We start from the raw sequence: 12,164 nt of genomic DNA, 5'->3' as shown, positions 1-12,164 counted from the left end.
CCGCGTGGCGTAATTTGCACACTTTGGCTTGTGTATACTCGATCTCGCCCGAAATTCTTTTGGGTAAATCTCCATTCATACAATGAAGGGAATTTGTGATGAAAAAAGTTCTGTATGGCCTGTGGGCTATATCTGCGCTTGCGGCGACTTCTGTCTATGCCGCCCCCGTTCAGGTGGGTGAGGCAGCAGGGTCGGCTGCCGCGTCGGTTTCGGCAGGAAGTTCCTCCGCAACCAGCGTGAGCACCGTAAGTTCTGCAGTGGGGGTCGCCCTGGCGGCGACCGGTGGCGGCGATGGTTCTAATACCGGAACCACAACCACCACAACCACCAGTACCCAGTAATAAAGGTACGTTTAATTCTAACCACACTTCGGTGTGGTTATTTTGAATTGCCAAAAGTATGTGGGATTTGTAGGCCGGATAAGCGTCGCGCCACCCGGCAATAATGCGGAGAAACGTCGTGAAGCGACCAGCGCTCATAATGGTTTGCCTGTTACTGCAGGCGTGCTCAGCCACCACCGAAGGGTTGGGGCATTCGCTGTGGGATAGCGTGTTTGGTACTCCCGGCGTACAGATGACGGACGATGAAATCCAAAATATGCCCTACGCCAGCCAGTATATGCAGCTAAACGGCGGTCCCCAACTGTTTGTGGTACTCGCGTTTGCGGAAAACGGACAGCAGAAATGGGTGACTCAGGATCGGGCTATTCTCGTCACGCAGCATGGGCGCATTGTGAAAACGCATCTCGGCGGGGACAACCTAATTGAGGTGAATAATCTGGCGGCAGACCCACTCATCAAACCCAATCAGATAGTCGATGGCGCAACGTGGACCCGCACAATGGGCTGGACTGAACATCAGCAGGTACGCTATGCCACCGCGCGATCGGTTTTCAAATGGGATGGCGCAGACACCATCAAGGTCGGCAGCGATGACACCCCGGTACGGATCCTCGATGAAGAGATAACTACCGATCAAACGCGCTGGCATAACCGCTACTGGATCGACAGTGAAGGGCAGATTCGCCAGTCGGAACAGTATCTTGGCGCGCATTACTTCCCGGTGAAAACCACGCTGATTAAGGCGGCAAAATCATGATCAAACGAACCGTTATGGCGCTGCTGATGGGCCTGAGCGCAGCGTCTGTTTTTGCTGCGGGCAGCGTTAAGGTCTTTACCTCCGCCAGCGAAGAGCCAAAAACGCTGACCGGGGCCGAACATCTGCTCGACCTGGTTGGACAGCCGCGGTTGAGCAATAGCTGGTGGCCAGGCGCGGTTATCAGCGAAGAGCGGGCAACGACGGAGGCGGAACGTCAGCAGCAGGCATTACTGGCTCGCCTGGCGACGCTGGGCGCTGAAGAAAGCGGTGACGATGCTGCCGCTATCAACACATTACGCCAGCGGATTCAGGCGCTGAAGGTGACCGGCAGGCAGATGATTAATCTTGACCCGGATGTTGTGCGCGTCAGCGAGCGAGGTAACCCGCCGTTGCAGGGCAATTACACGCTGTGGGTCGGAGCACAGCCAACGCATATCACGCTGTTTGGCTTGCTAAGCCATCCGGGTAAACAACCGTTTATGCCCGGGCGTGATGTTGCCAGTTATCTCGATGGGCAAAGTCGGCTCAGCGGCGCGGATCGTAGCTTCGCCTGGGTTATCTATCCTGACGGGCGCACGCAAAAAGTACCGGTCGCTTACTGGAACAAACGTCACGTTGAGCCGATGCCCGGCAGCATCATTTATGTCGGACTCTCTGATGCTGTCTGGAGCAGCACCCCGGATGAAATTAATGCCGACATTCTTCGCACCCTGACCCAGCGGATACCCGAATAATGAGAAAAACTTACCTGCTCAGCTTACTGGCGCTGGGCGTAAGCGTTGCCTGCCACGGTGAAACCTGGCCCGCGCCCATTGGACCTTCGCAGTCCGATTTTGGCGGCGTGGGGCTGCTGCAAACCCCAACTGCACGCATGGCGCGCGAGGGCGAAATGAGCCTCAATTACCGTGATAACGATCAGTACCGCTACTACTCTGCGTCGGTGCAGCTCTTCCCGTGGCTGGAAACCACGCTGCGCTACACCGATGTGCGTACCAAAAAATACAGTAGCGTGGAGTCGTTTTCTGGCGATCAGACTTACAAGGATAAAGCTTTTGATCTCAAACTACGGCTGTGGGAAGAGAGCTACTGGATGCCGCAGGTGGCGGTTGGCGCGCGAGATATTGGCGGAACTGGCCTGTTCGATGCGGAGTATATTGTGGCGAATAAAGCCTGGGGGCCGTTTGATTTTTCGCTTGGCCTGGGTTGGGGTTATCTCGGGACCAGTGGCAACGTCAGCAATCCGTTTTGCTCATACAGCGATAAATTCTGCTATCGCGATAACAGTTATAAGCAGGCCGGTTCTATTGACGGCAGCCAGATGTTCCACGGCCCGGCATCGCTGTTTGGCGGCGTCGAGTATCAGACGCCCTGGCAGCCGTTGCGTCTGAAACTGGAGTATGAGGGAAACAATTACAAGCAGGATTTTGCGGGCAAGCTGGATCAGAAGAGCAAGTTTAACGTCGGCGCTATTTATCGCGTCACCGATTGGGCCGACGTTAACCTCAGCTATGAGCGCGGGAACACCTTTATGTTTGGGGTCACGCTGCGGACTAACTTCAACGATCTGCGGCCAAACTATAACGACAACGCCCGCCCGAAATATCAGCCACAGCCGCAGGATGCCATCCTGCAACACTCGGTGGTGGCGAATCAGCTAACGCTGCTGAAATATAACGCCGGACTGGCCGATCCTAAAATTCAGGTGCAGGGCGATACGCTGTATGTGACCGGTGAACAGGTGAAATACCGTGATTCGCGCGAAGGGATCGAACGTGCCAACCGGATCGTGATGAACGATCTTCCCGATGGGATCCGCACGATCCGTATTACGGAAAATCGTCTTAACTTGCCGCAGGTGACGACCGAAACGGAGGTTTCCAGCCTCAAGCGTCATCTGGAAGGCGAACCGTTGGGCCATGAAACCCAACTGGCGCAAAAACGCGTTGAGCCCGTGGTGCCGAAAACGACCGAGCAGGGCTGGTATATCGATAAGTCACGCTTCGATTTCCACATCGATCCGGTGCTTAACCAGTCGGTGGGCGGCCCGGAAAACTTCTATATGTATCAGTTGGGCGTGATGGGAACGGCGGATTGGTGGGTTACCGATCACCTGCTGACCACCGGGAGTTTGTTCGCCAACCTCGCCAATAACTATGACAAATTTAACTACACCAACCCGCCGCAGGATTCGCATTTGCCACGAGTGCGTACCCATGTGCGCGAGTATGTGCAAAACGATGTCTACGTGAATAACCTACAGGCCAACTACTTCCAGTCACTCGGAAACGGGTTCTACGGACAGGTTTACGGTGGCTATCTGGAAACCATGTACGGCGGAGCGGGGGCAGAAGTGCTGTATCGTCCGCTGGACAGCAACTGGGCGTTTGGTGTTGATGCCAACTACGTGAAACAGCGTGACTGGCGTAGCGCGCAGGACATGATGAAATTCACCGACTACAGCGTGAAGACCGGGCATTTGACGGCGTACTGGAATCCGTCATTCGCTCAGGATGTACTGGTGAAAGCCAGCGTGGGTCAGTATCTGGCGGGAGATAAGGGCGGAACGCTGGAAGTGGCGAAGCGCTTTGACAGTGGCGTTGTGGTAGGCGGCTATGCGACCATCACCGACGCCTCGCCGGATGAGTACGGAGAGGGTGATTTTACCAAAGGGGTGTACGTATCCGTGCCGCTGGATCTGTTCTCGTCAGGCCCGACCCGCAGCCGTGCGGCGATTGGCTGGACGCCGTTAACGCGTGATGGCGGCCAGCAGCTTGGACGTAAGTTTGGTCTGTACGACATGACCAGCGACAGAAGTGAGAACTTCCGGTAATCGAGCCGTTTGCCAGCCGGATGGCGCTACGCTTATCCGGCCTACAAACTGCCTGTACTGCAGGCCGGATAAGGCATTTACGCCGTCAGCAGGCAAGTTACAGGCGACGCAATAATTTTGCCGGGTTTCCTGCATACACGCCTTTCTCGGTGATCGATTTGGTCACCACGCTCCCCGCACCGATGACCGCGCCATCGCAGATGGTGACCGCCAGAATGGTCGCTCCACTGCCGATTGAGACATCGTTGCCAATCGAAATTCTTCCCCAACTGTTGCGGTCGGCGTTGGGTTTTCCTTCGCGAAACATATCGTTGGCGAACATCACGCCATGACCGATAAAACAGCGGGCACCCAGGGTGACATATTCGCAGATGAAGGTGTGCGACTGAATTTTGCTGTCTGCGCCAATTTGCGTATTACCCTGGATTTCAACAAATGGCCCGACAAAAACGTTGTCACCCAATGTGCAGTTGTAGAGATTTGCGGGTTCATAAATCACCACGTTCTCACCGCAGGTAACGTTGCGGACAGCGGATTGTCTTAGCTGCATACTTCATCCTGTGAAATGTGTCGTGACATTCATCATTCCCCGCTGACCTTTCTTGCACAAAACATAAACAAAAAATGTAGATCTCTGTCACATTTTTGCGTTATACAGGAACCTCGCCACTGAGTAAGAGGTGCTGTTATGACGTCGCTATCTCGTCCGCGCGTGGAGTTTATCTCCACCATCTTACAGACCGTGTTGAATCTGGGACTGCTGAGTCTGGGCCTGATCCTGGTTGTATTCCTCGGGAAAGAAACGCTGCATCTGGCGGATGTGCTGTTCGCGCCGGAACAAACCAGCAAGTATGAGCTGGTGGAAGGGCTGGTGGTTTACTTCCTCTATTTTGAATTTATCGCGCTGATTGTGAAGTACTTTCAGTCGGGGTTTCACTTTCCGTTGCGCTATTTTGTCTATATCGGGATCACCGCGATTGTGCGGTTGATCATTGTCGATCATAAAGCACCGATGGATGTGCTGATCTATTCCGCGGCGATCCTGCTGCTGGTGATCACCTTGTGGCTGTGTAATTCAAAACGGCTGAAGCGAGAGTAAAAGACAACACGCCGCAATCGGGCTGCGGCGTGTTGCAGGTCAGGATTACTGCGCAGAGGCAGGCTGGGTTTTCTCTGCGGCGGGTTCCCACAGTTCTTCAAGTTCTTCCAGCGTTTTGCCTTTGGTTTCCGGTACAAACTTCCACATAAACAGCGCCGCCAGAATACCCATACAACCGTAAATCCAGTAGGAGAAACCGTTGTGAAAATGGGAAACCAGCCACGAATTTTTGTCCATCATCGGGAAGGTCCAGGAGACGAAATAGTTCGCCAGCCATTGTGCGGCCACCGCAATGGCGAGCGCTTTGCCGCGAATCGCATTGGGGAAGATTTCTGCCAGCAGCACCCAGCAAACCGGTCCCCAGGACATGGCGAATGCGGCGACGTAAAACAGCATCGACAGCAGTGCAACCAGCCCGGAAGCCTGGGTATAAAACGCGGTACCGAGGCTGAACATACCGATGGCCATGCCCAGAGCGCCAATAATCTGCAGCGGTTTGCGACCAAATTTATCCACCGTCATAATCGCCAGCACGGTAAAGCTCAGGTTGATCACGCCAACAATGATGGTCTGTAACAGCGCCACATCGGTGCTGGCTCCCAGCGTTTTAAACACCTCTGGGGCGTAGTAGAGCACGACGTTAATACCGACGAATTGCTGGAAGATAGACAGCATTACGCCGATGACGATAACGCCTGCGCCAAACATCAGCAGGCGACCACCGGTTTTACGACCATGGTCCAGAGACTGATTGATCTCCTGCATGGCCTGGGTGGCGAGGGTGCTGCCCATAATTTTGCGCAGAATACCTTCCGCCTGCTCGTGTCTGCCACGCGCCATTAGCCAGCGCGGGCTTTCTGGCACGGTGTACAGCAGCAGTAAAAACAGCAGGGCGGGAATACTTTCGGACGCAAACATATAGCGCCAGCCATCGGTATTCAACCAGTTAGCGTCGCCAGAACGGGCGATAAAATAGTTAACGCAATACACCAACAGTTGACCAAAAATAATGGCGAATTGGTTAAATGACACCAATTTTCCACGAATATGTGCGGGTGCCAGTTCAGCAATATACATTGGTGAGAGCATTGAGGCTAAACCTACGCCAATACCACCAATGATACGATAAATAACAAATTCGGGAACGTATCCGGCCAAATAAACAGGTACGGCGTTATCTGGATTAATAGTTGTAAAACCTAATTCTGGCCAGGCGGAACCAATACCGGAAATAAAGAACAGCAGAGCCGCGATTTTCAGCGAGTCCCGGCGGCCAAACCGGTTACTGCAATAGCCGCCCAGTGCACCGCCGATGATGCAGCCTATCAACGCACTGGCGACGCAAAAGCCCAACAGCGAGTTGGCGGCGGATTCACTTAAATGTTGTGGCGCGACAAACACGGTATTCAGGGATTCTACCGTACCGGATATGACCGCAGTGTCGTAGCCGAATAATAGCCCTCCTAACGTTGCCACTAATGTAATCGAAAAAATATAACTGGAATTATATTGAGAGTTCATTCAGACCTGCCTTAGAGGATACAGCTCTTTTGATCAGTGTCGTGATGGTGAATTTAACAGGCAGGGAAGACAATTATCATTTTTTACATTGCAATTACGTTTTGTCTTTTCTGTGATCTTAATTCTGTTTGATTTATCTATATTCAGACAGGAAATAGAATTGCAGTGATGGAGAGCACGAAAGGAAATAATCGTAACAGTGATGCAAAATAACATAAAAAAAGGGCGCTCCGTAGAGCGCCGAATAACAGTCACAGGTTGGGATAACATAAGTTGAGGGTTGCAGTGGCATTGCCCGTTGCCGGGCAGGTACTTCGGTAAAACTTAACCTTTCACACCACCCGCGGTCAGACCGTTGACTAGCCAGCGCTGTGCCAGCAAGAACACCAGAGTGATCGGAATGGCTGAAAGTACAGCCGCGGCGGCAAAGTCGCCCCACAAATAGTTCTGTGGGTTGAGGTACTGCTGCATACCTACCGCAAGGGTATAGCTGTTCACATCACGCAGCAGCAGTGACGCGACCGGTACTTCGGTAATAGCGGCAATGAAAGACAGAATAAACACGACCGCCAGAATCGGAACGGAAAGCGGCAACAGCACCAGGCGGAATGCCTGCCACGGCGTAGCGCCATCCAGCGCGGCCGCTTCTTCCAGTGAGCCGTCGATAGTTTCGAAATAGCCCTTAATCGTCCATACATGCAGCGCAATACCGCCGAGGTAGGCGAAGATCACGCCGCCGTGCGTGTTCAGGCCGATAAACGGAATGTACTGGCCCAGGCGATCAAACAAAGCATACAACGCGACCAGAGACAGCACCGCCGGGAACATCTGGAAAATCAGCATCCCTTTCAGCAGGGTTGCTTTGCCCGGGAAACGCATACGGGCAAAGGCGTAAGCACAGGTGGTGGAAAGCGTCACGATACCGATCGCGGTGATGCTGGCCACTTTCACCGAGTTCCACAGCCATAACAGTACCGGGAACGGCGGTGGCGTCACACGGCCATCCGCGTGTTCAACGCTAAAGCCCAGCGCCAGTTTCCAGTGTTCCCAGGAGATGTTTTCCGGGATCAGGCTGCCGGTGGCAAAGTTACCTTCGCGCAGCGAGATAGCGATAACCATCAGCAGCGGGAACATGATCGCCGCGATAAAAACCAGCAGCCCTAAGTGCGTTGCGAATAAACGTAACTTTTGTGATTTCGGTTGGACCATAGCCATTGTCGTTATCTCCCTTAATCAAACTTCATACGTGTGGCTTTCAGGTTCACAATCGCCAGCGCACCAACCAGCAGGAAGATCAGCGTGGCAATCGCCGCCGCCAGACCGAAGTCCTGACCACCGCCGCCTTCAAAGGCGATACGGTAGGTGTAGCTTACGAGCAGGTCGGTATAACCGGCTGGTGTGGTGGTACCAAGACGGTCCGGACCACCGTTGGTCAACAACTGAATCAGCACGAAGTTGTTAAAGTTAAAGGCGAAGCTGGCGATCATCAGCGGCGTCAGCGGCTTAATCAACAGCGGTAGCGTTATCTTAAAGAAGTTCTGGAACGGACCTGCGCCATCCATCGCCGAGGCTTCATACAGGTCGTCAGGAATCGCTTTCAGCAGACCCATGCACAGGATCATCATGTATGGATAACCGAGCCAGGTGTTGACGATAATAATCATCGAACGCGCGGTGGTTGGGTCGCTGAACCAGGCCGGTTTGATGCCAAACAGCGCGCTCAGCATCATGTTGATTTCACCAAAGCTCTGGTTGAATAAGCCCTTGAAAATCAGAATCGAGATAAACGACGGTACGGCATACGGAAGAATCAGCAGGACGCGGTAAATCGCTTTGCCTTTGAGAGACTCCCACTGTACGAGACAGGCCAGCACCATGCCCACGGCAACGGTCAAAATAACGGTCAGTACCGAGAAGACCACCGTCCAGACGAAGATGGCGAAGAACGGTTTCTGGATGCCCTCGTCGGTAAATACGCGGGTGAAGTTATCCCAGCCGATGGCAACGGTGTAGCCCGGGCTGAGTTTTTCGCTACCCCAGCTACCGTCAGCGTTAATCGCCTGATAATAACCAATATCGTTGTTGGCGCGGTATTTTACGCCGCTCTGGCTGTTGGTGAGCGTACCGTCTTCAGCGAGCGTATAGAGTGGCTGCGTGCCGGAAAACTGGCGCAGCGAACTCATGGTAACTTTGCTTTCATCCGGCAGGATGGCGGTCAATTGGGTAAGCGCCTGGCGATTCTGCGTGATGATACGCAGCGTTGCACGTTCGCCTGCCGGCAGCGCCTCGGCTTCTTTCAGTTGCAGTTTCTGCTCGCCGCCAAATTTAAAGGCGTCAGAAAGGTAATTCTTGCCGGTTTCACCGTCGGTGAGGGCCAGTTGCCACTCATCACCCGCCGGATACAGGCCAAAGTTGTAGGTTTTCCCAGCCTGGTACGAACGATCCATCAGGACTTCCTGAGCACGCTCAAATGTCAGCTGGTTGGTACTGCTGTAGTTGGTAAAAGCAATGGCGATTGTACAAACCAGCGGAAACAGGACAAACAGCCCCATACCGGCAACGCCCGGGTAAACATAGCGCCAGGCATAGGCTTTACGGTTAGCGAAAATATACAGGCCAGCAGAGCTTAAAATCAGCGTCATGATGGCAAACAGGTACTCCCCCTGAGCGTACATCAAAACAACAAGGTAACCGACCAGCAGCCCAAGCAGACCCATCACTGACCATTTCAGCGTGTCGCTTTGCCACCAGTGTTTCTTTTTAATGACATCCATGGGGTTCAATCCTCAACAACAATGAAAACCTGTTGGTCAGCGTGCCTGATGACGCTGCGCTTATCAGGCCTACAGGGTATGTAGGCCGGATAAGGCATTTATGCCGCCATCCGGCACGTTCACAACTGCATTACTTGGTGATACGACCCTGCGCGTCTTTCAGTGCGGCATCGACGGTCTGACGGCCGCTGGCTGCGTTGATCACTGCGGTACGAACGGCATACCAGAATGCGGACATCTGTGGGATGTTCGGCATGATTTCGCCTTTCTGGGCGTTATCCATGGTGGCGGCGATACGTGGGTCTTTCGCTAACTGATCCTGGAAGGATTTCAGCGCAACGGCGCCCAGCGGTTTGTCCTTGTTCACTTCATCCAGACCCTGATCGGTCAGCAGGTAGTTTTCGAGGAACTCTTTCGCCAGTTCTTTGTTCGGGCTGGCGGCGTTGATACCGGCGCTCAGAACGCCAACAAACGGTTTAGACGCTTTGCCTTTGAAGGTTGGCAGCAGCGTGACGCCGTAGTTGATTTTGCTCTTATCGATGTTGGACCACGCCCACGGACCGTTGATGGTCATCGCGGTATCGCCTTTGTTAAAGGCCGCTTCGGCGATGGAGTAATCGGTATCCGCGTTCATGTGTTTGTTCTTGATCAGATCAACCAGGAAGGTCAGACCCGCTTTCGCGCCAGCGTTATCCACGCCAACATCTTTCACATCGTACTTACCGTTCTCAAACTTGAACGCGTAACCGCCGTCGGCGGCAATCAGCGGCCAGGTGAAGTACGGTTCTTGCAGGTTGAACATCAGCGCGGATTTACCTTTCGCCTTCAGCTCTTTATCCAGTGCAGGAATTTCTTCCCAGGTTTTCGGTGGATTTGGAACGAGGTCTTTGTTGTAAATCAGCGACAGCGCTTCAACCGCTATCGGGTAGGCAATCAGTTTGCCGTTATAGCGTACGGCATCCCAGGTGAACGGATAGAGCTTGTCCTGGAACGCTTTGTCAGGCGTGATTTCAGCCAGCAGGCCAGACTGAGCGTAGCCGCCAAAACGGTCATGTGCCCAGAAGATGATGTCCGGACCGTCGCCGGTTGCGGCAACCTGCGGGAATTTCTCTTCCAGTTTGTCAGGGTGCTCAATAGTGACTTTGATCCCGGTGTCTTTCTCGAATTTTTTGCCCACTTCAGCGAGGCCGTTATAGCCTTTGTCGCCGTTAATCCAGATAACCAGCTTACCTTCTTCAATCTTGGCGAGAGCCGAGGCGGAAAACATCATCGTCGTTAATGCAGACAATGCGAGGATGCGTGCGCCAGTTTTGATTTTCATAGTTCCCATCCTGTTTGGTGATTTTGCAGAGGTGGCTTAACGGTTACTAGTTTCTTTATACGACAACCTCTTTCCATCCTCCTTACCCCTACGCCCCACCCGCTCTTTATGTGATCTGTGTTACATAAATGTGAGTATTGCGTACTGGCGCACATAAAAACCCACCGATTTTTGCAGGCTGCATCACGAAATTCCTCTGAGGCTGGTGGCCCGGGTCTCAGACGCTGCTCTCTCATCCTCCCGCCTCCTCCCCCATAAAAAAGCCGGGGGGTGGAGGATTCACGCAGTCAAGGGATCGCGCATAGTCAGCCCATCATGAATGTTGCTGTCGATGACAGGTTGTAACGAAGGGAGAAGGGCATGGCGAGCGTACAGCTACGAAATGTAACGAAAGCCTGGGGTGACGTGGTGGTATCGAAAGATATCAATCTCGACATTCACGAAGGGGAATTCGTGGTGTTTGTCGGACCGTCAGGCTGCGGTAAGTCGACCTTGCTGCGTATGATCGCCGGACTTGAAACCATCACCAGTGGTGACCTGTTTATCGGGGAGACCCGGATGAACGACATTCCACCCGCCGAACGCGGAGTGGGCATGGTCTTTCAGTCCTACGCGTTGTATCCCCATTTGTCCGTCGCGGAGAACATGTCGTTCGGCCTCAAACTGGCCGGAGCGAAAAAAGAGGTGATGAACCAGCGCGTGAATCAGGTTGCGGAAGTTCTGCAACTGGCACACCTGCTGGAGCGTAAACCGAAAGCGCTTTCCGGTGGACAACGTCAGCGTGTGGCGATTGGCCGTACGCTGGTCGCCGAACCGCGCGTATTCCTGCTGGACGAACCACTGTCGAACCTCGACGCCGCTCTGCGCGTGCAGATGCGCATTGAAATCTCCCGCCTGCATAAACGTCTTGGCCGCACGATGATTTACGTCACCCACGATCAGGTCGAAGCGATGACGCTGGCCGACAAAATTGTGGTGCTGGATGCCGGTCGCGTAGCGCAGGTTGGCAAGCCTCTGGAACTGTATCACTACCCGGCTGACCGCTTTGTGGCGGGCTTCATTGGTTCCCCGAAGATGAACTTCCTGCCGGTGAAAGTCACGGCAACGGCCATCGATCAGGTGCAGGTTGAACTGCCCAACCGCCAGCAAATATGGCTCCCGGTAGACAGCCATGCGGTACAGGTTGGCGCCAACATGTCTTTAGGTATCCGCCCGGAACATCTGCTGCCCAGCGATATCGCCGATGTCACCCTCGAAGGTGAAGTGCAGGTGGTCGAGCAGCTTGGTCACGAAACACAAATTCATATCCAGATCCCCGCCATCCGTCAAAACCTGGTTTACCGCCAGAACGACGTGGTGTTGGTAGAAGAGGGTGCCACATTCGCTATCGGCCTGCCGCCAGAGCGTTGCCATCTGTTCCGTGAGGATGGCACTGCATGTCGTCGGTTGCACCAAGAGCCGGGCGTTTAAGGCCCCCATAAAAAAACGAAACGCAAAACCATTCGCAGTTTTAGAAGGTGG

11 protein-coding genes are annotated in these 12,164 nt (G+C 53.7%); 6 read left to right on the top strand and 5 right to left on the bottom strand.

From position 1 onward, the window contains the following. The first annotated feature begins 98 nt into the window (after positions 1–98). The 4 genes from yjbE (at position 99) to C2U43_RS24070 (ending at position 3,928) form a co-directional block, all read left to right on the top strand. On the top strand, positions 99–341 hold the full coding sequence (gene yjbE / locus C2U43_RS24085) for an exopolysaccharide production protein YjbE (RefSeq protein ID WP_003826562.1): 243 nt from the start codon (positions 99–101) through the stop codon (positions 339–341). Between the two features lie 118 nt (positions 342–459). Next, a complete protein-coding gene (locus C2U43_RS24080; protein ID WP_057068678.1) occupies positions 460–1,098 on the top strand; it encodes a YjbF family lipoprotein in 639 nt (212 codons plus the stop codon). Further along, positions 1,095–1,832 (top strand): capsule biosynthesis GfcC family protein, encoded by a 738-nt coding sequence (locus C2U43_RS24075; protein ID WP_103285896.1) that lies wholly within the window; start codon positions 1,095–1,097, stop codon positions 1,830–1,832. Before C2U43_RS24080 ends, C2U43_RS24075 begins: the two co-directional genes overlap by 4 nt. Then, entirely contained in the window at positions 1,832–3,928 is a 2,097-nt protein-coding gene (locus tag C2U43_RS24070) for a YjbH domain-containing protein (protein ID WP_103285895.1), read from the top strand. Before C2U43_RS24075 ends, C2U43_RS24070 begins: the two co-directional genes overlap by 1 nt. Positions 3,929–4,025: 97 nt before the next feature. Here the strand turns inward: C2U43_RS24070 and C2U43_RS24065 are convergent, their stop codons facing one another. Next, a complete protein-coding gene (locus C2U43_RS24065) occupies positions 4,026–4,478 on the bottom strand; it encodes an acyltransferase (protein ID WP_008786912.1) in 453 nt (150 codons plus the stop codon). A gap of 138 nt (positions 4,479–4,616) precedes the next feature. On the opposite strand from C2U43_RS24065, the gene psiE reads away from it, so the two are divergent. After that, on the top strand, positions 4,617–5,027 hold the full coding sequence (gene psiE / locus C2U43_RS24060; RefSeq protein ID WP_003031674.1) for a phosphate-starvation-inducible protein PsiE: 411 nt from the start codon (positions 4,617–4,619) through the stop codon (positions 5,025–5,027). A 45-nt stretch (positions 5,028–5,072) separates the two neighbouring features. Here the strand turns inward: psiE and xylE are convergent, their stop codons facing one another. The 4 genes from xylE to malE all read right to left on the bottom strand — a co-directional run bounded on the left by xylE (position 5,073) and on the right by malE (position 10,643). Further along, positions 5,073–6,548, bottom strand: a complete 1,476-nt coding sequence (gene xylE, locus C2U43_RS24055; RefSeq protein WP_008786913.1) for a D-xylose transporter XylE — start codon at positions 6,546–6,548, stop codon at positions 5,073–5,075. 324 nt (positions 6,549–6,872) lie between these two features. Continuing rightward, the gene (malG, locus tag C2U43_RS24050) at positions 6,873–7,763 is read right to left on the bottom strand and encodes a maltose ABC transporter permease MalG (RefSeq protein ID WP_103285894.1); all 891 of its coding nucleotides are present in this window, start codon (positions 7,761–7,763) and stop codon (positions 6,873–6,875) included. A gap of 14 nt (positions 7,764–7,777) precedes the next feature. Next, on the bottom strand, positions 7,778–9,322 hold the full coding sequence (gene malF / locus C2U43_RS24045) for a maltose ABC transporter permease MalF (protein WP_100271648.1): 1,545 nt from the start codon (positions 9,320–9,322) through the stop codon (positions 7,778–7,780). 130 nt (positions 9,323–9,452) lie between these two features. Continuing rightward, a complete protein-coding gene (gene malE, locus C2U43_RS24040; RefSeq protein ID WP_003031680.1) occupies positions 9,453–10,643 on the bottom strand; it encodes a maltose/maltodextrin ABC transporter substrate-binding protein MalE in 1,191 nt (396 codons plus the stop codon). A 360-nt stretch (positions 10,644–11,003) separates the two neighbouring features. Between malE and malK the strand changes: the two genes are divergently transcribed. Further along, positions 11,004–12,113, top strand: coding sequence for a maltose/maltodextrin ABC transporter ATP-binding protein MalK (gene malK / locus C2U43_RS24035; RefSeq protein WP_048215134.1), 1,110 nt, complete (start codon positions 11,004–11,006; stop codon positions 12,111–12,113). Positions 12,114–12,164 lie beyond the last annotated feature (51 nt).

The sequence above is a fragment of the Citrobacter freundii complex sp. CFNIH9 genome (genome assembly GCF_002903305.1).
In the GTDB taxonomy this organism is placed as follows: Bacteria; Pseudomonadota; Gammaproteobacteria; order Enterobacterales; family Enterobacteriaceae; genus Citrobacter; species Citrobacter portucalensis.
Note: the sequence above shows the minus strand (reverse complement) of the source record. Positions and strands in the feature narration are given on the sequence as shown.

Bases quoted from the DNA above. Each gene is read 5' to 3' on its own strand.
- yjbE (WP_003826562.1), top strand. From the start codon at position 99: ATGAAAAAAGTTCTGTATGGCCTGTGGGCTATATCTGCGCTTGCGGCG.
- C2U43_RS24075 (WP_103285896.1), top strand. From the start codon at position 1,095: ATGATCAAACGAACCGTTATGGCGCTGCTGATGGGCCTGAGCGCAGCG.
- C2U43_RS24070 (WP_103285895.1), top strand. From the start codon at position 1,832: ATGAGAAAAACTTACCTGCTCAGCTTACTGGCGCTGGGCGTAAGCGTT.
- C2U43_RS24065 (WP_008786912.1), bottom strand. From the start codon at position 4,478: ATGCAGCTAAGACAATCCGCTGTCCGCAACGTTACCTGCGGTGAGAAC.
- psiE (WP_003031674.1), top strand. From the start codon at position 4,617: ATGACGTCGCTATCTCGTCCGCGCGTGGAGTTTATCTCCACCATCTTA.
- xylE (WP_008786913.1), bottom strand. From the start codon at position 6,548: ATGAACTCTCAATATAATTCCAGTTATATTTTTTCGATTACATTAGTG.
- malG (WP_103285894.1), bottom strand. From the start codon at position 7,763: ATGGCTATGGTCCAACCGAAATCACAAAAGTTACGTTTATTCGCAACG.
- malF (WP_100271648.1), bottom strand. From the start codon at position 9,322: ATGGATGTCATTAAAAAGAAACACTGGTGGCAAAGCGACACGCTGAAA.
- malE (WP_003031680.1), bottom strand. From the start codon at position 10,643: ATGAAAATCAAAACTGGCGCACGCATCCTCGCATTGTCTGCATTAACG.
- malK (WP_048215134.1), top strand. From the start codon at position 11,004: ATGGCGAGCGTACAGCTACGAAATGTAACGAAAGCCTGGGGTGACGTG.